Origin of the sequence: Streptomyces sp. NPDC090083 (genome assembly GCF_044747445.1) — a bacterium.
Lineage (GTDB): Bacteria > Actinomycetota > Actinomycetes > Streptomycetales > Streptomycetaceae > Streptomyces.
In genome coordinates this window covers 1-21167 of record NZ_JBIVED010000017.1, presented here as the reverse complement: position 1 = coordinate 21167, position 21167 = coordinate 1, and the positions used below count along the sequence as shown (strand labels likewise).

Annotated in this window: 16 protein-coding genes and 1 pseudogene; 7 read left to right on the top strand and 10 right to left on the bottom strand. The window is 70.3% G+C overall.

What is annotated here, in order from left to right; all coding sequences use genetic code 11:
- The 4 genes from ACIPTO_RS39610 to ACIPTO_RS39595 all read right to left on the bottom strand — a co-directional run bounded on the left by ACIPTO_RS39610 (window position 1) and on the right by ACIPTO_RS39595 (window position 5397).
- A complete protein-coding gene (locus ACIPTO_RS39610) occupies window positions 1-975 on the bottom strand; it encodes a carbohydrate ABC transporter permease (RefSeq protein ID WP_401200085.1) in 975 nt (324 codons plus the stop codon).
- Window positions 972-2366 (bottom strand): extracellular solute-binding protein, encoded by a 1395-nt coding sequence (locus tag ACIPTO_RS39605; protein ID WP_401200083.1) that lies wholly within the window; start codon window positions 2364-2366, stop codon window positions 972-974. The genes ACIPTO_RS39610 and ACIPTO_RS39605 overlap by 4 nt, the downstream gene beginning before the upstream one ends.
- A gap of 72 nt (window positions 2367-2438) precedes the next feature.
- Window positions 2439-4373 (bottom strand): tetratricopeptide repeat protein, encoded by a 1935-nt coding sequence (locus tag ACIPTO_RS39600; RefSeq protein WP_401200320.1) that lies wholly within the window; start codon window positions 4371-4373, stop codon window positions 2439-2441.
- A 154-nt stretch (window positions 4374-4527) separates the two neighbouring features.
- Entirely contained in the window at window positions 4528-5397 is an 870-nt protein-coding gene (locus ACIPTO_RS39595; RefSeq protein WP_401200080.1) for a nucleosidase, read from the bottom strand.
- Window positions 5398-5423: 26 nt separating this feature from the next.
- Between ACIPTO_RS39595 and ACIPTO_RS39590 the strand changes: the two genes are divergently transcribed.
- On the top strand, window positions 5424-5960 hold the full coding sequence (locus tag ACIPTO_RS39590) for a hypothetical protein (protein ID WP_401200077.1): 537 nt from the start codon (window positions 5424-5426) through the stop codon (window positions 5958-5960).
- A gap of 62 nt (window positions 5961-6022) precedes the next feature.
- Here the strand turns inward: ACIPTO_RS39590 and ACIPTO_RS39585 are convergent, their stop codons facing one another.
- Together ACIPTO_RS39585 and ACIPTO_RS39580 are read right to left on the bottom strand one after the other, a co-directional pair.
- Window positions 6023-6706: a response regulator gene (locus tag ACIPTO_RS39585; protein ID WP_366325225.1), complete on the bottom strand. Its 684-nt coding sequence runs from the start codon at window positions 6704-6706 to the stop codon at window positions 6023-6025.
- A complete protein-coding gene (locus tag ACIPTO_RS39580) occupies window positions 6703-8376 on the bottom strand; it encodes a sensor histidine kinase (protein WP_366325223.1) in 1674 nt (557 codons plus the stop codon). The genes ACIPTO_RS39585 and ACIPTO_RS39580 overlap by 4 nt, the downstream gene beginning before the upstream one ends.
- Before the next feature lie 214 nt (window positions 8377-8590).
- Here ACIPTO_RS39580 and ACIPTO_RS39575 point away from each other — a divergent pair, with 214 nt between their 5' ends.
- The 5 genes from ACIPTO_RS39575 (at window position 8591) to ACIPTO_RS39555 (ending at window position 14137) form a co-directional block, all read left to right on the top strand.
- The gene (locus tag ACIPTO_RS39575; RefSeq protein WP_366325221.1) at window positions 8591-10009 is read left to right on the top strand and encodes a cation:dicarboxylate symporter family transporter; all 1419 of its coding nucleotides are present in this window, start codon (window positions 8591-8593) and stop codon (window positions 10007-10009) included.
- Window positions 10010-10203: 194 nt separating this feature from the next.
- Window positions 10204-10968: a DUF2127 domain-containing protein gene (locus tag ACIPTO_RS39570; protein WP_366325424.1), complete on the top strand. Its 765-nt coding sequence runs from the start codon at window positions 10204-10206 to the stop codon at window positions 10966-10968.
- A gap of 57 nt (window positions 10969-11025) precedes the next feature.
- Window positions 11026-11412 carry a MerR family transcriptional regulator gene (locus tag ACIPTO_RS39565; protein WP_366325219.1) on the top strand — a complete coding sequence of 129 codons (387 nt, stop codon included), beginning with the start codon at window positions 11026-11028 and terminating at the stop codon, window positions 11410-11412.
- A gap of 26 nt (window positions 11413-11438) precedes the next feature.
- The gene (locus tag ACIPTO_RS39560; protein WP_401200317.1) at window positions 11439-11750 is read left to right on the top strand and encodes a thioredoxin family protein; all 312 of its coding nucleotides are present in this window, start codon (window positions 11439-11441) and stop codon (window positions 11748-11750) included.
- Window positions 11751-11902: 152 nt separating this feature from the next.
- Entirely contained in the window at window positions 11903-14137 is a 2235-nt protein-coding gene (locus ACIPTO_RS39555; RefSeq protein WP_401200315.1) for a HelD family protein, read from the top strand.
- A 25-nt stretch (window positions 14138-14162) separates the two neighbouring features.
- Here ACIPTO_RS39555 and glgB read toward each other — a convergent pair whose 3' ends face one another.
- Window positions 14163-17075 (bottom strand): 1,4-alpha-glucan branching enzyme, encoded by a 2913-nt coding sequence (gene glgB, locus ACIPTO_RS39550; RefSeq protein WP_401200072.1) that lies wholly within the window; start codon window positions 17073-17075, stop codon window positions 14163-14165.
- Between glgB and ACIPTO_RS39545 the strand changes: the two genes are divergently transcribed.
- Complete coding sequence (locus ACIPTO_RS39545; RefSeq protein ID WP_401200069.1) at window positions 17074-17319, top strand: hypothetical protein; 246 nt, start codon at window positions 17074-17076, stop codon at window positions 17317-17319. The two genes, glgB and ACIPTO_RS39545, sit on opposite strands and share 2 nt — an antisense overlap.
- A 20-nt stretch (window positions 17320-17339) precedes the next feature.
- Here ACIPTO_RS39545 and ACIPTO_RS39540 read toward each other — a convergent pair whose 3' ends face one another.
- The 3 genes and pseudogenes from ACIPTO_RS39540 to ACIPTO_RS39530 all read right to left on the bottom strand — a co-directional run.
- Window positions 17340-18713 carry a maltokinase N-terminal cap-like domain-containing protein gene (locus ACIPTO_RS39540; protein WP_366325212.1) on the bottom strand — a complete coding sequence of 458 codons (1374 nt, stop codon included), beginning with the start codon at window positions 18711-18713 and terminating at the stop codon, window positions 17340-17342.
- A gap of 109 nt (window positions 18714-18822) precedes the next feature.
- Window positions 18823-20523, bottom strand: coding sequence for a maltose alpha-D-glucosyltransferase (gene treS / locus ACIPTO_RS39535; protein ID WP_401200066.1), 1701 nt, complete (start codon window positions 20521-20523; stop codon window positions 18823-18825).
- Window positions 20520-21167: pseudogene (locus ACIPTO_RS39530) on the bottom strand (alpha-1,4-glucan--maltose-1-phosphate maltosyltransferase); the annotation flags it as partial. The pseudogene ACIPTO_RS39530 and the gene treS, both read right to left, overlap by 4 nt.

Genomic DNA, 21167 nt, shown 5'->3' with positions numbered 1-21167 from the left:
TCAGACCTCCGTCCGCAACAGGCGTACGTACACGAGGGAGAAGAGCGCGCCGACCAGCAACAGCAGCAGGGCGACCGCCGTGCCGTAGCCGATCATGCTGTTCTGGAAGGCCTGTTCGTACATGAAGAGGGGGAGGGTCTGGCTCTTGTCGCCGGGGCCGCCTCGCGTCATCACCCAGATCAGGCCGAAGACGGAGAGGGTCTGGAGCGTGTTCAGCATCAGGTTCGTGCCGATCGAGCGGCGGATCATCGGGAGCGTGATGTGCCACATCCGGCGCCAGCCGCCCGCGCCGTCGACCTCCGCCGCCTCCGTGATCTCCTTCGGGATCTCGTCCAGGGCCGCCGAGTAGACCAGCATCGAGAACGCCGTGCCCCGCCACACGTTCGCGAACGACACCGCCAGGATCGGGAGCGTGAACAGCCAGTTCTGGGACGGGAGATGGAGCCACACCAGGATCGCGTCCAGGGTGCCCTCGCGGCGGAAGAAGGCGTAGAGCAGGAAGCCCGCGACGACCTCCGGGAGCACCCACGCCGTGACCACGATCGCGCCCGTGACGGTGCGGACCGGTTTCGAGGCGCGCTGCATGAGCGTGGCGAGCGCCAGCCCGAGGGTGTTCTGGCCGATCAGCGACGACACCACCGTGAACACCAGCGTCAGCCATACGGCGTTGAGGAACTCCGAGTCCCCGAAGGCCGCACGGAAGTTCGCGAAGCCCACGAACGACGAGTGGGCCTGGCCGGTGAGCTGGAGGTCCGTGAAGGCGATGTAGGCGCAGTAGCCGATCGGGACGGCCAGGAAGAGGAGCAGCAGGACCAGGGCGGGGGAGAGGGGGAGGTAGTGGGTGAGGATCCGGGTCCCGGTGCGGGTACGTCCGCTGTTGCTCACGTCCGGCCGCGGCACGACCTGTCGGGGCTGGCGGCCGGGCGCGGACTTCGGCGGGTTCGGACCCGGCGCGTGCCGGGGTGCCGTGGTCACTTCCGCGTGACCTGGTTGTCCGTGGCCGACTTGAGTTCGTCGTCGTACGAACTCGCCGCCTTGTCCACCGACATGTCACCCGTCGTCACGCCCTCCATCGCCTCCTGGATGGCGGTCGAGACCTTCGGGTACGCGGGGTACGCCGGGCGGTAGTGCGTGCTGGCGACCAGGTCCGTGAAGAACTTGATGCCGGGCTGCGCGGTGGCGTAGGCGGGGTCGGCGGCGACGTCCTTCCGCACGGAGATACCGGAGTTGGCGATGTACCACTTCTCGGCGTTCGCCTTCGTCTGCATCGTCCTGATGAAGTCGAAGGCCAGGTCCGGGTTGCCGGCCTTGGACGGGATCGCCCAGGTCCAGCCGCCGGACATGCTCACCTTGCCGGGAGCCTGGCCGCTCTGCGTGGGCATGTAGGCGAGCCCCAACTCCGTGGACCACTCGGGCCATTCGTGCCCGCTGCCCTTCAACCAGGCCTGCGGCAGCCAGGATCCGTCGAGCGCGATGCCGAGTTTTCCCTTGGGGAGCAGCTCACCGGCCACGTAGGTCTGGATGTTGGGGTCGAGGGCGTCCGAGACGTCCGGGCCGAGCTTGTCCTTGTACACCGTGCGGACGAAGGAGAGGGCGTCCCTGAAACCCTGGCCGCCGGCGATCCACTTCTTCGACGAGCGGTCGTACAGGGGGTCCGTGGTGCCGTCGTTGGTGCCGTAGAGCAGCATCTCGAAGCCCTGCATGGTGGCTGCCTCGCCGGCGGGCTTTCCGGTGTAGACGTTGAGCGGCGTGACGCCCGGGACCTTCTGCTTGATCGTGCGGGCCGCGGCGAGGACGTCGTCCCAGTTCTTCGGCTGCCAGTTCGCGGGCAGGCCCGCCTTCTTGAAGATCCCCTTGTCGAACCAGAGCCCGCGGGTGTCCGTGCCGTCCGGGACGCCGTACGTCTTCCCGTCCTCCGCCTTGGCCGCGGACTTCGCCGTGTCGACGAACTGGTTCCAGTCCGCCCACTTGTCGAGATACGGGTCGAGGGGCTTCAAGTACCCGGACGTGATGTCGCTGTTGATGAGGAACGTGTCCTCGTAGACCAGGTCCGGGGCGGTCTTCGGGGAGCGCAGCATCTGCTGGAGCTTTGTGTAGTACTCCGAGTCCGGGGCCTTGATCGGGACGAGCTCGACCTTCTTGCCGGGGTACTGCTTCTCGAACTGCTTCTTCATGTCGGCGAGATAGGTGTCCATCACCTTGATGGAGTTGTCCGTCGACTGCTTGAAGGAGATCTTCACCGTGTCCGGATCGCTTCCGGATCCGCTGCTGCACGCGGTGAGGGCGGTCGCGGCGAGGGCGAGGGCGATCAGGGGTGTGAGAAGGGCAGTTCGGCGGGGGCGGGCGGCGGTGGGGCGCACGGGCACGACCTCCTACGGGCTCACTACGTTGTGGCCTGGGCGGATGGCTGCCCGGTGAAGGTAAGTGGAGTGGTCTAGTCAGGTCAATGAGTCTGCGCGGGATTGGGCTTCGGCGGCTTCCGCGGGGGCGTTGGCCCGGGTGTAGGCGGCGGCCGCCTGGAGGTACGCGGTGCGGGCTGCGGCGGGGTGGCCGGCGGCCCGGTGGGCAAGGGCGAGGTTGTTCAGGGACTGGCCCTCGCCGAACCAGTCCTCGAACTCCCTGCAGATCTCCAGGTCCCTGCCGTGCGCCTCGATCGCCTCCTCCACCCGGCCGGCCCCTCGCAGGGCGAGACCGACGTTGTTCCATGTGCTGGCCTCGCTGTGGCGGTCCCCGAGATCCTGGAACAGGAGGCGGGCGCGGGTGTGGGCGGCGATCGCCTCTTCCGTCCGGGCCACGCGTTGCAGGGCGAGGCCGAGGTTGTTCCACGTGCTGGCCTCGCTGTGGCGGTTCCCGGAAGCCCGGTGCAGGTCGCGGGCGCGGGTGTGGGCGGCGATCGCTTCGTCGGTCCGGTCCGCGTGCTGCAGCGCGGTGCCGAGGTTGTTCCATGTGCTGGCCTCGCTGTTGAGGTCATCGAGGTCCTGGAACAAGTCGCGGGAGCGGATGTGGGCGTCGACGGCCTCGCTCGACCGGCCTGCGTACAGCAGGGCGAATCCGAGGTGGGTCTCCGCGACGGCCTCGGCGCGGCGGTTTCCCGCGCGGTGGGCCGCCTCCCGCGCGATACCCGCCACGATGCCCCAGTCGTCGAAGAACCGCCGCCACTCCAGGTACTTCGCGAGGCACTCGGCCAGCCCTGTGGCTGTGTCCGCGAACCGCTCATCGACCGCCCACCCCACCGCGGCCACCAGCCCCGCCCTCTCCTGGTCGAACCACGCCAGCGCCTGCGCCCGGTCTCCGAACCGTGGTGGCTCCACCTGGCCGGGCAGCCACCGCAACCGGTCATCGGCCGCGTCGGCCCATCGGTGATAGAACGCCAACGCCCGTTCCCGCGCTGCCTCACCTTCTTCCCGCAGCCCCGCGTCCCTCGCCACCACACCTGCCCCGAAAGCCCGGACAAGGTCATGGGCCCGCCACCGTGCACCGAACGCCGTGCGGGCGGTGGATCGCACAGGTGTCACGAGATGGGTCGTCGCCAGTTCCTCCAACAGGCGCAGCGCGGAACCGGGTTCGAGGCCGGCCAGGGCCGCGATCGCCTCCGCCCCGGTCTCCGCGCCCGGAGCCAGGCACAGCAGCCGCAGCAACCGCGCCTGGTCGGGCGGCAGTCGGCGGTACGACGTCTCCAGCACGGGCCGCAGCACCAGCGACCGCCCGTACAGGTCCGCCCCGGGGCTTCCCCCGTCGAGGACGACCGTCGGGTCCCCGGCCTCCCGGATCTCGGTCACCAGCGAGGCGATGTCACGGTGTCTCCGCCTGCGCAGCATCCCGGCCGCGATCTGCAGGGCGAGGGGCAAGTGCCCGCAGAGAGCGGCCAGTTCACGCAGGGCGTCCGGCTCCCGCCCCGGTCGTTCGTCCCGCTCGTCGGTCTCGTGCAGGGCCCGGGCCACCAGCGCGACGGACTCCTCCGGCGTGAGCGTCTCCAGGTCGATGAGCCGGATCGCGAGGGCGTCGGGACGGTCCCGGGAGGTGATCAGCACCCGGTGACGATCGGTCCCCGGCAGCAACGGCACGTACTGCGAGGGGTCGGACGCGTTGTCCAGGATCAGCAGCATCCGCTCCGGGCGCGCGGCCAACAGCCCCCGGTACACGTCGTACTGCCGATCCGCGGTCGGCGGGAGGTCCGCTCCGCGCACACCCAGCGCGTCGAGCAACGCGAGGACCGCCTGGTCGGCGGTCACCGGGTCGTCGTCGTAGCCGCGCAGGTCCACGAACAGCGTCCCGCCCGGGAACCAGCCCCGCGCCCGAGCCCGGTGCGCGGTCTCCACCGCCAGCGCGGTCTTCCCGATCCCGCCCATCCCGGTGACGGCGAAGATGAGCAGCGGGAGGGTGGACGCGTCGTCCGTGTCCGGGGTCAAGTGGGGGAGCAGCCGGTCGAGTTCGGCCGTGCGCCCGGTGAAACCCGGTGGCCGGGGCGGCAGCGTCGCGCTCGCGCTGGGCACCGGGCCGTGGGTGGTACCCCGCGCCCTGCTTCTCCTACCCCCGCCCGTCGACCCGTTTGCCGACGACGGGTCCGTGGAAGGTCCCGCCCCGGAAGTCGATGTGATCCCCGCCGTACGCCGCTCCGCCGCGCCCCCGATGGGGCTCCTCCTCGGAGTCGGCGGAACCCGAACCCTCGCGAGGCCGGTGCTTCCCCAGCAGCGCGACCGTCACCGACGCGGCCTGCCGGGCGGCGCGTTGCTGTGAACCGGAGGCGTCGGCGCGGGACTTGCCGTCGTCGGCGCGGTCGCTGATGCCGCGGACGACCAGGGCGTTCACCCGGCCGTTCAGATGGGCTGCCTGGAGTGCGCCGAAGCCCTCCATCTCGATCGCGCCGGCGTCGTTGTAGTGGCCGCGGACGAACCGGGCGATCTCGGACCTGGCGTCCGCCAGCACCACGTCACCCGTCGCGATCGGCACGAAGTGCGCCCGCACGTCGGGCATGTCCCGTACGGCGGACCGCGCCGCCTGTTCCAGCGCGTGCGACCCGGGCAGAGCCTTCGGCCGGACCAGGAAGCCCTCCGGCGTCTGCTTCCCGCCGTGGATCTCGTACACCTGCGTCCCCACGACGACGTCGCCGATCCCGATGTCGTCCTTCAGGCTCCCGGCGACCCCGACGAACAACACGGCCTGCGGATGGAGCCAGTTGACGAGCTGGGAGGTGAGCGCGGCGGCCCGGTCGGCGCCCACGCCCAGTTCGCTGAGGGCGATCCGCCAGGGAGTGCCGGGGAGCCGGCCCCGCTCGACCCGGGTTCCGTCGGGGTGGACGAGTTCCTCTCGCTCCTCGACGTGCGCGCGGACCGCGTCGTATTCGAGAGGGAGTGCGGTCAGGACGAGGACGGTGGGCTGCGGCTCCGGCACACTCATAAGGTACTGCGGGGGAAGGGAATCGAGTGCCGGAACAGGACGTGACGGTCGGGCAGTTGCTGCTCGCCGAGTACCAGAGCATCAAGGACGAGCAGAAGGCGAGGATCGGGTTCAGGGACAACCTGCTCTACGTCACGCTGGGCGTCGTGGCCGCCGTCATCGCCGCCGCCGCGCAGGCCGAGCGGGCGTCGATGCTGCTGGCGTTGCCGCCGGTGTGCGTCGTGCTCGGGTGGACGTATCTCGTGAACGACCAGAAGATCTCCGCGATCGGGGCGTACGTCCGCGACGAACTCGCGCCCAGGCTCGCCGCGTTGGCGCAACCGGGCGGTGGCTTCCAGGCGTTCGGGTGGGAGACCGCGCATCGCGGGGACCGGCGGCGCAGGTCCCGTAAGGCCACACAGACGGCGGTGGATCTGACGGCGTTCTGTGTCGTGCCGCTGGCCGCGCTGGCGGTGTTCTGGGCCGACGCGCCCGGTGGTCCGCTCGTCGCCGTCTCGGCCCTGGAGGCGCTCACCGTGGCGGGGCTGGCCTGGCAGGTCGTCCGGTACGCGAAGGCACCGTGAACTCCCTTACGGGCCCGCGCGGTTGACCCGCACCCGGGCCGCCGCCCCGGACGGCCCGCCGCTCACCCCTTCACCCACCGGTACTGCAACTCCGGCCGGCCCACGGTCCCGTACTGCGGACTGCGGGCCGCCCTGCCCGCCTCCACCAGGTGCTCCAGGTACCGCCGGGCGGTGATCCGGGAGATCCCGACCGCCTCCGCGATCCCCGCGGCGGTGAGCCCCTCCCCGCAGTCCCGCAGGGCGACCGTCACCCGCTCCAGCGTCGGCGCGCTCAGCCCCTTCGGCAGTGCGGCGGGCGACGGTGCGCGCAGCGCGGCCAGTGCCCGGTCGACCTCGTCCTGGCCGCTCGCCTCACCCGCCGCCGCGTGGAACTCGGCGTACCGCACCAGCCGGTCCCGCAGCGTCGCGAACGTGAACGGCTTCAGCACGTACTGGACGACCCCCAGCGACACGCCCTCGCGCACCACCGCCAGGTCCCGCGCCGACGTCACCGCTATCACGTCCGCGTGATATCCGGCCGCCCGCAGGGACCGCGCCAGCTGCAGCCCGTGCGCGTCCGGCAGATGCAGGTCCAGCAGCAGCAGGTCGACCCGCGTCCGCTCCAGCGCCCGCCGCGCCTCCGCCCCGGTGTGCACCTTGCCCACCGCCACGAACCCCGGCACCCGGCCGACGTACATGACATGCGCGTCGGCGGCGACGGGATCGTCCTCGACGACGAGGACGCGGATCGGATCGGCCGTGGTCATGAGTCGCCACCTCTGGAAACAGAACCCTGGGACGACGCGCGCACGCCGTCCTCTCGCGCCCCCCACAGCGGCAACCGCACCTCGAACACGGCCCCGCCTCCCTCCGCCTCGGCCACCGTCAGCGTCCCCTCGTGCCGGTTCACCGCCTGTCGTACCAACGCCAGCCCCAGCCCCCGGCCCGCCGGTCCCGCCGGCTTCGTCGAGAAGCCGCGCTGGAAGACCGCCTCCGCGTGCGCCGGGTCGACACCCGCTCCGGTGTCCGCCACCCGGAGGAGGAGCGCGGAGCCGTCCGCGGCGGCCTCCGTGTACGCCGTCACCGTGACCCGTGCCCGCAGGCTGCCCTGGGCCGCGTCGACCGCGTTGTCGATGAGGTTGCCGAGGATGGTCACCAGGTCCCGCGCGGGCAGGGAGTCCGGCAGGAGGCCGTCGTCCAGGCCGCTGTCCTCCGACACGACCAACTCGACGCCCCGCTCGTTCGCCTGAGCCGTCTTGCCCAGCAACAGGGCTGCCAGCACAGGTTCGTTGACCGCCGAGACGACCTGGTCGGTCAGGGTCTGGGCCAGTTCCAGTTCGGCCGTCGCGAAGTCCACGGCCTCCTCGGCGCGGCCCAGTTCGATCAGGGAGACGACCGTGTGCAGACGGTTCGCCGCCTCGTGGGCCTGCGAGCGGAGTGCTTGGGTGAAGCCGCGCTCGGAGTCCAACTCGCCCATCAGGGACTGGAGTTCGGTGACGTCCCGCAGGGTCACCACCGTGCCCCGGCGCTCGCCGCCCGACACCGGCGAGGTGTTGACGACCAGGACGCGGGAGTCCGTGAGGTGCACCTCGTCGACCCGTTCCTCCGAGGACAGCAGCGCTCCCGTCAGCGGTGCCGGCAGGCCGAGACCGGCCACCGAGTGGCCCACCACGTCGACGTCGGGGCCGACGCCCAGCAGCTCCCGCCCGCCGTCGTTCATCAGCGCCACCCGGTACTGGCCGTCGAGCATCAGCAGCCCCTCGCGCACCGCGTGCAGCGCGGCCTGGTGGTAGTCGTGCATGTGGCTCAGCTCGGTCGCGTTCATGCCGTGGGTGTGGCGGCGCAGCCGGGCGTTGACGACGTACGTCCCCACGGCACCCAGTGCCAGCGCGCCGGCCGCGACGCCGATGAGCGCCGTCACCTGGTCCTGCACCCGCTGGGTGATCGCCTCGACCCGGATGCCCGCGCTGACCAGGCCGATGACCGTGCCGCCGCGCTCCACCGGGGTGACCGCGCGGACGGACGGGCCGAGCGTGCCGGTGTACGTCTCGGTGAAGGAGCGGCCCTTCAGGGCGGGCTCGATGTGGCCGAGGAACTTCTTCCCGATCTGCGAGCGGTCCGGATGGGTCCAGCGGATGCCCTGCGGATTCATGATCGTGACGAAGTCGACCTCGGTGTCCCGCTGGACCCGCACGGAGTACGACTCCAGACGCGCGGTCGGGTCGGACGTACCGATCGCCTCCACCACCGACGGCGAGTCCGCGACCGAGCGTGCCACCGCCATCGCCTGCCGGCCCGCCGCGTCCTCGGCCTGGCTGCGGTCGCTGACGTAGGTGAACAGCGCGTATCCGGCCACCACGACCGCTATCAGCACGGCCTGCATGGCGAAGAGCTGGCCGGCCAGGCTGCGGGGTCGGGGGACGTGCGGGAGGCGCATGCCGTCAGTGTGCCTCCCGGACATGGCGTGAACTAAATGAACGGAAGGGTGACCGGGCTCACAGGCCGGGAGATAGTCACCGCAACCCCGGAAGGAGCCGCCTCCCGGACGGGTCCGCACCTCCCTCGGTACGGACCGCTGTGACACCCCAGAACGTCCCGGACGTGAGCCGCACTCGCAGCCCGGGTTCCGCCGGTCGTGAGCCGCACGCCGGATGATGCCGACGACGTCGTCAAGGAGGGCAGCCGTGGCCAGCACCCCCGCTCCCGCACCTGCCGCACCCCCCGCGAAGCGGGACCGCACCCACTACCTCTACATCGCGGTGATCGTCGCGGTCGCCCTCGGCATCGCCGTCGGGTTCGCCGCGCCGGACTTCGCCAAGGAGCTGAAGCCGCTCGGCACGGGCTTCGTCGCGCTGATCAAGATGATGATCTCGCCGATCATCTTCTGCACGATCGTGCTCGGCGTCGGCTCGGTACGGAAGGCCGCCCAGGTCGGCAAGGTCGGCGGGCTCGCGCTCGGCTACTTCGTCGCGATGTCGTTCGTCGCCCTGGCCATCGGCCTGGTCGTCGGCAACATCATCCACCCGGGCAGCGGCATGCACCTGACCGAGGCCGTCAAGGGCGTCGGACACACGCAGGCCGAGGCCGCCGCCGAGGGCCCGGTGGACTTCCTGCTCGGGATCATCCCGACCACCTTCGTCTCGGCGTTCACCGAGGGCCAGGTCCTCCAGACGCTGCTGATCGCGCTCCTCGCGGGCTTCGCGCTCCAGGCCATGGGCCGCACCGGCGAGCCGGTGCTGCGCGGTGTCGAGTACATCCAGAAGCTCGTCTTCCGCGTCCTCGGCATGATCATGTGGGCCGCGCCCGTCGGTGCCTTCGGTGCCATGGCCGCCGTCATCGGCGAGACCGGCATGGACGCGCTCAAAGCACTGGGCACGATCATGGCCGGCTTCTACATCACGTGTCTGCTGTTCGTCGTGATCGTCCTCGGCACGCTGACCAAGCTGGTCGCCAAGGTCAACCTCTTCCAGCTGCTGCGCTACCTGGGCCGCGAGTTCCTGCTGATCGTCTCCACCTCCTCGTCCGAGTCCGCGCTGCCGCGGCTCATCGCGAAGATGGAGCACCTGGGTGTCAGCCGCCCGGTCGTCGGCATCACCGTGCCGACCGGCTACTCCTTCAACCTCGACGGCACGATGATCTACCTGACGATGGCCTCGCTGTTCATCGCCGACGCCATGGACCAGCCGATGAGCATCGGCCAGCAGATCGGCCTGCTGCTCTTCATGATGGTCGCCTCCAAGGGCGCGGCCGGTGTCTCCGGCTCCGGCATCGCCGTCCTGGCCAGTGGCCTGCAGTCGCACAAGCCCGCCCTGGTCGACGGTGTCGGCCTGATCATCGGCATCGACCGCTTCATGAGCGAGGCCCGCGCGGTCACCAACTTCGCCGGCAACGCCGTCGCCACGCTGCTCATCGGCACCTGGACCGGCGAGGTCGACAAGGAGCGCGTCAACCGCGTCCTCGCGGGTGAACTGCCCTTCGACGAGAAGACGTTGCTCGACGAGAAGAGCGACGACGACCACGTCGACGGCGTGCCCGAGCAGGGCGGCGAGAAGGAACTCGCCAAGGCCTGACCGCCCCCCGACACGGGGTGCCCGGGCCGACCTGAACACGGTCCGGACACCCCGTCGACGCCGGGCGGCTGGGTGTCCCCCCGTCGCTCAGCCGCCCGGTCCCCACAGGGATGTACTAGCGTGCCGTGCCGTGCCGGAAACCTCCGGCGCGCACGGCACGTTCGCGTTCGGCGGGAGTCACGGGGGACATGGGAATGAAGATCGACTGGGACCGGCGGCACTGCGCCCGGCACGGTCATGTGACGTACGCGCCCGACGAGACGGCGCTACGGGACCGGCTGCGCGCCGGGACCGGGCTCGGGGAGGCCTGGCGCTGCCTGCGCTGCGGCGACTTCGTCCTCGGCGAACCGCATGGCTCGGGCCCCGCCGACCAGGCCCCGTTGGTACCGCGCGGGAAGGTGCTGCGGGACCTGTTCATCCTGCGGTTCCTGGCGATCGAGCGGGCCGTGCGCGGGGTGTTCATCGTGCTGGTGGCCGCCGCCGTGTGGAAGTTCAGCAACAGCCAGGACTCGGTGCGCAGGCTCTTCGACGAGTACCTCGACGTCTTCCGCCCGGTCTTCAAGCACTTCCACTACGACCTCGACCACTCGCCGGTCGTCGGCACCATCCAGAAGACCTTCGGCTACAAGCACTCCACGCTGGTCCTGGTCGCCGCCCTGCTGCTGGCGTACGCGCTGATCGAACTCGTCGAGGCCGGCGGGCTCTGGTACGCCAAGCGGTGGGCGGAGTATCTGACGGTGGTCGCGACCGCCGCGTTCCTGCCGCTGGAGATCTACGAACTCACCGAACACATCAGCTGGCTGAAGATCGCCACCCTCGTCCTCAACATCCTCGCCGTCCTCTACATCGCCCTCGCCAAGCGGCTGTTCGGCCTGCGCGGCGGGCGGAAGGCCTTCGACGAGGAACGCGAGAGCGCGTCCCTGCTGGAAGTGGAGACGTCGGCAGGCGTCATGGTCTGACGGCACCGCCCGGCCGCCCTTGCCCTGACGCCGACGTCAAGGATTACCGTCGTAGGCATGCGAATCGGCGAGCTGGCCGAGCGGGCCGGGACCACGACACGGGCGCTCAGGTACTACGAGTCGCGCGGCCTGCTGCCCGCGCGGCGCGGAGGCAACGGGTACCGGACGTACGACGAGAGCGATCTGAAGCTGCTGCGGCAGATCAGGACACTGCAGGACTTCGGGTTCGACCTGGAGGAGACGCGGCCCTTCGTGGAGTGTCTGCGGGCCGGGCACCCGGAGGGGGATTCGTGCCCGGCCTCGCTCGCCGTCTACCGGCGCAAGCTGGCCGAACTGGACTCCCTCATCGGGGAGTTGCAGGCGGTCCGCGCCGAGATCGGGGTGCGGCTCGCGACGGTCGAGGAGCCGGAACCGTTGTGCGAACTGGGAGGACGGGAACTGTGAGCGGCGTTGTGGATGGCACGGACGTCATGGACGTCACGGACGAGAATTTCGCGGCCGAGGTGGTCGGGGCGGAGTTGCCGGTACTGGTGGAGTTCACGGCGGACTGGTGTCCTCCGTGCCGGCAGATGGGGCCGGTGCTGCGGGCCCTCGCCACCGAGGAGGCCGACCGGTTCAAGGTGGTGCAGTTGAACGTGGACCGGAATCCGGAGACCACGAACGCCTACAAGGTTCTCTCGATGCCCACGTTCATGGTGTTCCGGGGCGGCGAACCGGTGAAGGCCATGGTGGGCGCCCGGCCCAAGCGGCGACTGCTGGAGGAACTCGCCGACGTGATCTGAGCCCGGAGAAGAGAAAATCCCCCGAGCAATTGCGCTCGGGGGATTTCTTTGCGTATATTCAATGGTTCGCGACTTAGCGGGAATTGAGTCGCAAAGAGGCTTAGTGAGCACAGTATATATGTCCGGGAGTGGAATTGTCAAACAGCGATGAAATTCATGGTGAGCAGGAATTCATCGACGGTCTGTACGCACGCGTGGACGCGCTGCGCGGCGCCACCGAGGACTCCGTCACCGACGCGCTCGGGCAGGGCAACACGCCCATGCAGGCCCGGCTGGAGCGGGACATCCTGGTCGCCGAACGCTCGGGGCTGCTCGCCGCGCTGAACGCCGTGGACGGCTCGCTCTGCTTCGGCCGGATCGACCTGACCTCCGGCGTCAGCCACCACATCGGCCGCATCGGCATCCGCTCCGACGACGCCGACCTCACTCCGATCCTGATCGACTGGCGGGCCGACGTCGCCCGCCCCTTCTACCTGGCCACCGGCCACACCCCGATGGACCTGCGCCGCCGCCGGCACCTCACCACCGACGGCCGCCGCGTCACCGCCCTGCACGACGAGATCCTGGACCTCGGCGACGCCACCCGCACCGGCCACGAGGACCCCACCGGCGACGCCGTCCTGCTCGCCGCGCTCAACTCCGCCCGCACCGGCCGGATGAGCGACATCGTGCAGACCATCCAGGCCGAACAGGACGAGATCATCCGCGCACCCCATCGCGGGGTCCTCGTCGTCGAGGGCGGGCCCGGCACCGGCAAGACCGCCGTCGCGCTGCACCGGGCCGCGTATCTCCTGTACGAGCACCGGGAGTTGCTCGCCAAGCGGGCCGTCCTGATCGTCGGCCCGAACCCCGCCTTCCTCGGATACATCGGCGAGGTGCTGCCCTCGCTCGGCGAGACCGGCGTGCTGCTGGCCACCGTCGGCGAACTGTTCCCCGGCGTGCAGGCCAAGGCCACGGACAGCCGGGCCGCCGCCGCGGTCAAGGGCCGCGCCGACATGGCCGACGTGCTCGCCGCCGTCGTCCGCGACTGGCAGTCACTGCCCGACCCCGTGATCGCGATCGAGCACGACCGCGAGATCCTCATGCTCGACGACGGCCTCGTCCGCGTCGCCCGCGACCGCACCCGCGAGGCCCGCCTCCCGCACAACGCGGCCCGTGAGTACTTCGAGGGCCACATCCTCAACACGCTCACCGAGATGGTCGCCGAACGCATCGGCACCGACCCCTTCGACGGCACCAACCTCCTCGACCCCAGCGACATCACCCAGATCCGCGACGAACTCGCCGAGAACCCCGAAGTCTGGGCCGCCATCGACCAGTTGTGGCCGCGACTGACCCCGCAGTTCCTCGTCGCGGACTTCCTCGCCGATCCCGTGGGCTACGTCTCCGACGACGACGCGGACGCGATCCGGCGGCCGGTGACGCGCGAGTGGACCGTGGCGGACGTACCGCTGCTCGACGAGGCCGCGGAGCTTCTCGGGCGCGACGACCGGGTGCGGCTCGCGCGGGCGCAGCGCGAGCGGGAGGAGCAGGTGTCCTTCGCCCAGGGCGTGCTGGACGTGTCCTTCGCCTCGCGGACCTTCGAGTTCGAGGACAAGGAGGAAGGGGATCCCGAGGGGTCCGAGGTGTTGTCGGCCCACGACATCATCGACGCGGAGCGCTTCGCCGAGCGGCACGAGGAGTCGGATCACCGCAGCGCGGCGCAGCGGGCGGCGGCGGACCGGACCTGGGCGTTCGGGCACATCATCGTGGACGAGGCACAGGAACTCTCCCCGATGGCCTGGCGGTTGCTGATGCGGCGGAGTCCCACGCGGTCGATGACGCTGGTCGGCGACCCGGCCCAGACGGCGGAGCCGGCGGGGGTGGGTTCCTGGTCGGAGATCCTGGCCCCGTACGTCCAGGACCGCTTCGACCACACGCGGCTCGGGGTCAACTACCGGACCCCCGCGGAGATCATGGACCTCGCGGCGTCGGTCGTCCGCGCGGAGAACCCCGGCTTCCGGCCGCCGAGTTCGGTGCGGTCGACGGGGGTACGGCCCTGGGTGCGGGCGACCGACGACCTGCCGGGCGCCGTTGCCAAGGCCGTGGGTGAACTCGCGCCGGCCGAAGGGCGGTTGGCGGTGATCGCGCCGCGCGATCTGCATCGGCGACTGGCGGCGCGGCTGGACGGGGTGACGGCGGGGGCCGAGCCCGACCTGACGCGCGGGATCGTGCTGCTCGACCCCCGGCAGGCCAAGGGGCTGGAGTTCGACTCCGTGCTGGTGGTGGAGCCGGGACGGTACGGGACGAGTGACCTGTACGTGGCGCTGACTCGGGCCACGCAGCGGTTGGGGGTTCTGCACACGGGGGCGTTGCCGCCGAGCTTGGCCGGGGCGGCCGGGGTGTGAGGGCGGGCGTCTCCGGGGGGCGCTGTTAGGACGGGCGCAGCCAGACGGTGGCCAGTGGGGGCAGGGTGACCTGGATGCTGGCCGGGCGGCCGTGCCATGGCTGGGGTTCGGGCTTGACCGGGGCCGGGTTGGTGATGCCGCCGCCGCCGTAGCGGGCGGTGTCGGTGTTGAGGGTCTCGTGCCAGGCCGGGACGTCGTCGGGGACGCCCAGACGGTAGTCGTGGCGGACGACGGGGGAGAAGTTGCTGACGGCCAGGAGAGGGGAGCCGTCGGCGTCGTAGCGCAGGAAGGCGATGACGTTGTCCTCGGCGGAGTCGCCGGTGATCCACTGGAAGCCGGCCGGGTCGGTGTCCAGCTGCCACAGCGCCGGAGTGTGCCGGTACACCTCGTTGAGATCGCGGACGAGGTCGCGTACGCCGCGGTGGTCGGCCTCGGCGCCGTAGGCCGGGTCGACCAGCCACCAGTCGGGACCCCGGGTCTCGGACCACTCCGCGCCCTGGGCGAACTCCTGCCCCATGAAGAGGAGTTGCTTGCCGGGGTGGGCCCACATGAACCCCAGGTACGCGCGGTGGTTGGCGCGCTGCTGCCACCAGTCGCCGGGCATCTTGGAGACCAGTGACCGCTTGCCGTGGACGACCTCGTCGTGCGAGATCGGCAGGACGTAGTTCTCGCTGTACGCGTACACCATCGAGAACGTCATCTCGTGGTGGTGGAACTTGCGGTGCACGGGCTCGTGGGACATGTAGTCCAGCGAGTCGTGCATCCAGCCCATGTTCCACTTCAGCCCGAAGCCGAGACCGCCGAATCCGCCCGGTCCGATGTGGTGCGTGGCCCGGGTGACACCGTCCCAGGCGGTGGACTCCTCGGCGATGGTGACGACACCGGGCACCCTGCGGTACACGGTCGCGTTCATCTCCTGGAGGAAGGCCACCGCGTCGAGGTTCTCCCGGCCGCCGTGCTCGTTCGGCGTCCACTGGTCCGGCTCGCGCGAGTAGTCGAGGTAGAGCATCGAGGCGACCGCGTCCACGCGCAGGCCGTCGATGTGGAACTCCTCGCACCAGTAGACCGCGTTCGCCACAAGGAAGTTGCGGACCTCGCGGCGCCCGAAGTCGAACTCCAGGGTGCCCCAGTCCGGGTGCGCGGCACGCAGCGGGTCCTCGTGCTCGTACAGGGGGCGGCCGTCGAACTCGGCCAACGCCCACTCGTCGCGCGGGAAGTGGGCCGGGACCCAGTCCATGAGGACGCCGATGCCGGCCTGGTGCAGCGCGTCGACGAGGAATCTGAAGTCGTCGGGGGTGCCGAGGCGGGCGGTCGGGGCGTAGAAACCGGTGACCTGGTAGCCCCAGGAACCGCCGAAGGGGTGCTCGGCGACCGGCATCAGCTCCACGTGGGTGAAGCCCAGGTCCTTTATGTAGGCCGGGAGTTGCTCCGCCAGCTGGCGATACGTCAGTCCCGGCCGCCAGGACGCGAGATGCAGCTCGTAGACGGAGAACGCGGCCTCGTGGGCGGGGACTTGGGCGCGCCGGGCGAGCCACTCCTCGTCGCCCCACGTGTAGTGCGAGGCGGTGACGATCGAGGACGTGCTCGGAGGGACCTCGGTACGGCGGGCCATCGGGTCGGCGCGGAGCGTCCTGGACCCGTCCGGGCGGGTGATCTCGAACTTGTACAACTCGCCCTCGCCGATGCCCGGCATGAACACCTCCCAGACGCCGGTGGCACCGAGGGAGCGGAGCGGGGCGCCGGTGCCGTCCCAGAAGTTGAAGGTGCCGGCGAGGCGTACGCCCTGGGCGTCCGGGGCCCACACCGTGAACCGGGTGCCGGGCACGCCCTGATGCGTCATGGTCCGCGCGCCGAGCGCCTGCCACAACTCCTCGTGCCTGCCCTCGCCGATCAGGTGCAGGTCCAGATCACCGAGCGCGGGCAGGAACCGGTACGCGTCCTCGACGTCCTGGACAGCACCGTCGTACGCCACGCTGAGCCGGTAAGCGGGCACGTCCCGCAAGGGCAGCAACCCCGAGAAGAAACCGTCCCCGTCGTCATGCAGCTCCGCCCTCAACTCCCCTGCCACGACGGTCACTCCAAGAGCGAACGGCCGGAACACCCGGAACGCGACTCCGCCGGGGACCGGGTGGGCGCCGAGTACGGAGTGGGGGGCGTGATGGGTTCCGTGGAGGAGACGGCCACGATCCGTGGCGTTCAGGGCGGGGGAGATGGCGGGGGTGGGGGATGCGGGTGCGGTCGGCTCCGGGACGTCGACGGAGGCCGACTCCGTGGGCTCGACCGGGTCCGGGAGGGTGGCAGTCGTCGGAGGTATGACGGTCTCCGTGGGGTCGACCGGGTCCTGGGCGGGCCCGGACGCCGACACGGGGCTCGGGTCCAGCGTGGGCTCCGGCACCGACGCGAGGTCCGGTTCCGGGGTGGGGCTCGGCTCGGGCGCGGGTGTGGTGCCTGTCGCGGCAGCGGCTTGCTCAGGCGTGGAGGGCGCCCGTTCCGGTGCGAGGTCCGGCTCGTCCGCCGCGGTACTCATCCGTTCCGCCCCGGCACTCGCCTCCTCCGGTGCGGCAGCCGTCCGCTCCGGCTCAGTGGGAGCCGCTTCCGGATCCGTGACCGCGTCCGTGTCGGCGCTCACCGTCCGCCGCGTCGGCTTCTCGGCCGCGCTCGTCTTCCTGGCCAGGCCCTTCTTCGCCGAACTCTTCTTTCCGGCGCCCTTCTTGGCCACGGCCTTCTTGCCCGCCGCCTTCTTCGCTGAGGCTCGCTTCGTCACGGTCTTCCTCAAGTCGCCCGTCTTCGCCACGGCGTCAGCCGCCGAACCTGTCTCCACTGAACCCTGATCCACCGACCCCGGATCCACAGAACCCGTCTCCACCGGAACCTTCGCCGTCACGCTGGTCCGCTTCACCGACGTACCCGACTTCTTCGCGGCGCCCGTCTTCGTCATGGCCTTCTCCGTCGCAGCTCTCGTCGCCGAGGTCTCGTCCGCCGAACCTGTCTCCGCCTCGGCGTTCTTCGGCGCCGGCCTGCTGCCCGCCGCCTTCCTGCCCCCGGCCGCCCCCTCTCCGCGCACAGCCCCTTCACCTCCCGGCCTCTCTCCCACGCGGCCGTCTTCCTCGGCCGTCCTCTCCGGGCGGGGACGGTTGGACGGTGGGCGCGGGGTCACGATCGAGGCCTCCTGGGCGGGGTGAGGGTGAGGGAGCGGGGGGGGCTACGTCGGATCTGACAGGCGTCGTACCGCCGACATCGGCACCGCCAGCCAATCCGGCCGATGCCGTGCCTCGTACAGGACCTCGTAGATCGCCTTGTCCGTCTCGTAGGCGCGGAGCAGGACCGGGTCCGTGCGCGGGTCGGTGCCCGTGACCTCGGCGTATCCGGAGCAGTACGCCGCCCGGCACATGTCCGCCCAGCCCGGCACGGCCGGAGTCGCGGAGTGGGCCGCGTAGTCGAAGGAACGGAGCATGCCCGCGATGTCACGTACCGGTGGCTGGGGCATGCGGCGTTCGGCGAGGGGCCTGGAGGGTTCGCCCTCGAAGTCGATCAGTGACCATTCGCCGGACGGCGAGTAGAGGCACTGGCCGAGGTGCAGGTCGCCGTGGATGCGTTGGGCCGTCCACGTCTCGCCCTCCGCCGCGAGATCCGCCAGCGCGGTGAACGCCGAGCGCAGGCCGGGAACGTAGGGGCGGAGCACCGGTACCGCCTGCGCCGCCGCGTCCAGGCGTTCGGTCATGCCGTGCACCAGGAGTTCCAGTTGGGCGTGGCCCAGGGTGGTCGTGGGGAGCGCGCGGGCCAGGGCCACGTGCACCTCCGCCGTCGCCCGGCCCAGCGACCGCGCCTGCTCGCCGAAGTCCTCGCCCTTCGCCAACGCGTCCAGCGCCAGTTCCCAGCCGTCGGACGCGCCCTGCACGAAAGGCTGGAGGACTCCGAGGACGTACGGCTCGTCGGCCAGCTCCGCCCGGAGCCATGCCGTGGGGGCGGGCACCCGGGGGCAGCCCTCCTGGGCGAGGGCCAGCGGGAGTTCGAGGTCGGGGTTGGTGCCGGGGACGATCCGGCGCAGGAGTTTCAGGATGTACGTGTCGCCGTAGACGACCGAGGAGTTGGACTGTTCCGCGGTCATGAGGCGGGGGGTCAGGCCGGGGCCGAACTCCGGCGCGTCCGGGGCCCGCTCGAAACGCAGCCCGCCGATGCGGGCCCTGGTGCGCAGCGCCTCCAGGAGCACCTCGGCGGGCCGGGGGTCGTACAGGGCCTCGTACACCGTGCGTCCGGCGAGCGGGCCCTTCTCCACATGTCCGATCAGCGCGGGCGCGAGCCGGGGTGGCAGCGCCTCGCGCACGCCTATGAGGAGTTGGTAGCAGTCGCCCGGCGCGGGGGACTGGTGGGCCCGGAGCAGGAGGTGGTAGAGGCCGAGCGGGCCGTCCACCGGAAGCAGCTCCGTCGCCGCCACCAGTGAGAAACCGGTGACGGGACGGCCCTTGCCCGCGAACCACCGCTGCCTCGGCAGCCAGTCCCGCAGGAGGGGATCGAGGGACGCGAGGAGGCCGGCGCCGGGACTGGTCCGGCCGGAAATTGTGACAGTCTCCGCCATAGGTGCCACATTCCTTTCCCCGGGGGGTGGTCGGGGTGTCACTGTTGCGTGCCCCGGGCGGGGCGGGGGAAACCGAAACCGCCCCACCCCACCGGGATCCAGCAAGGAACTAGGCGGCTTCCTTGCGGAGCCTGAACCAGTAGAAACCGTGTCCCGCCAGCGTCAGCAGGTACGGCAGCTCGCCCACGGCCGGGAAGCGCACCCCGCCGAACAGTTCGACCGGATGCCGTCCGTTGAACGCCCGCAGGTCGAGTTCCGTCGGCTGCGCGAACCGGGAGAAGTTGTTCACGCACAGCACGAGGTCGTCCTCGTACTCGCGCAGGAACGCGATCACCGCCGGGTTGGACGACGGCAGCTCCCGGTACGAACCCAGTCCGAAGGCCGGGTTCTGCTTGCGGATCTCGATCATGCGGCGGGTCCAGTGCAGCAGCGAGGAGGGCGACGACATGGACGCCTCGACGTTGGTGACCTGGTAGCCGTAGACGGGGTCCATGATGGTCGGCAACGACAGGCGGCCGGGGTCACAGGACGAAAAACCTGCGTTGCGATCCGGTGTCCACTGCATCGGCGTGCGCACGGCGTCGCGGTCGCCGAGCCAGATGTTGTCGCCCATGCCGATCTCGTCGCCGTAGTAGAGGATCGGCGAGCCGGGGAGCGAGAGCAGCAGGGCCGTGAACAGTTCGATCTGGTTGCGGTCGTTGTCCAGCAGCGGGGCCAGCCTGCGCCTGATGCCGATGTTGGCGCGCATACGCGGGTCCTTCGCGTACTCGGCCCACATGTAGTCGCGTTCCTCGTCGGTGACCATTTCGAGGGTCAGCTCGTCGTGGTTGCGCAGGAAGATGCCCCACTGGCAGCCGGACGGGATCGCCGGTGTCTTGGCGAGGATCTCCGAGACGGGGTAGCGGGACTCGCGGCGGACGGCCATGAAGATGCGGGGCATGACCGGGAAGTGGAATGCCATGTGGCATTCGTCGCCGCCGCTCTGGAAGTCGCCGAAGTAGTCGACGACGTCCTCGGGCCACTGGTTCGCCTCGGCCAGCACCACCGTGTCGGGGTACTGGGCGTCGATCTCCTTGCGCACCCGGCGGAGGAACTCATGGGTTGCCGGAAGGTTTTCGCAGTTGGTGCCCTCGGCCGCGAACAGGTACGGGACCGCGTCCAGGCGGAAGCCGTCGATGCCCAGGTCCAGCCAGAACTTCAGCGCCGAGATGATCTCTTCCTGGACGGCCGGGTTCTCGTAGTTGAGGTCCGGCTGGTGGGAGAAGAAGCGGTGCCAGAAGTACTGCTTGCGGACGGGGTCGAAGGTCCAGTTGGAGGCTTCGGTGTCGACGAAGATGATGCGGGCGTCGGGGTACTGCTTGTCGTCGTCGGCCCACATGTAGTAGTCGCCGTAGGGGCCGTCGGGGTCGCGGCGGGATTCCTGGAACCACGGGTGCTGGTCGCTGGTGTGGTTCATGACGAAGTCGATGATGACGCGCATGCCGCGTTGGTGGGCGGAGTCGACGAACTCGACGAAGTCGGCGAGGTCGCCGAACTCGGGGAGGACGGCGGTGTAGTCGGAGACGTCGTAGCCGCCGTCGCGGAGGGGGGACTTGAAGAAGGGTGGCAGCCAGAGGCAGTCGACGCCGAGCCACTGGAGGTAGTCGAGTTTGGCGGTGATGCCCTTGAGGTCACCGACGCCGTCGCCGTTGCTGTCCTGGAAGGAGCGGACCAGGACCTCGTAGAAGACGGCGCGTTTGAACCAGTCGGGGTCCCGGTCCTTGGCGGGAGTGTCCTCGAAGGTGTCCGGGACGGGCTCGTTGACGATCATATGGCGGGTGACCCTCCGATCTGCGGCGACGGTCGCAGGACGGTGAGGATGTGCGCGGGCCGGTTGCCCGGCTCCAGGCGCACATAGTTGGCCCTGCCCCAGTGATAGGTCTCACCGGTGAGCTCGTCGCGCACCGGCACCGACTCGTGCCATTCCATGCCGAGTTGCGGCATGTCCAACGAGACCGTGGCCTCCTGGGTGTGGTGCGGGTCGAGGTTCGCGACCACCAGAACCGTGTTCGAACCGCTCCGCTTCGAGTACGCGATCACCGCCTCCTGATCCACATGGTGGAAGTGGAGGTCACGCAGCTGCCGGAGCGCCGGACTGCGGCGCCGGATGTCGTTGAGCCTGCCCAGCAGTGGCGCGATGCTCCGTCCTTCCCGCTCGGCCGACGCCCAGTCACGGGGCCGGAGTTGGTACTTCTCCGAGTCGAGATACTCCTCGCTGCCCGGTCGCAACGGGGTGTTCTCGCACAACTCATACCCGCTGTAGACCCCCCAGGTCGGGGAGAGGGTGGCGGCGAGTACCGCCCGTAGTTCGAAGGCGGGGCGGCCGCCGTGCTGGAGGAACTCGTGGAGGATGTCGGGGGTGTTCACGAAGAGGTTGGGCCGCATGTAGGCGGCGGCCTCGCCCGACAGTTCGCT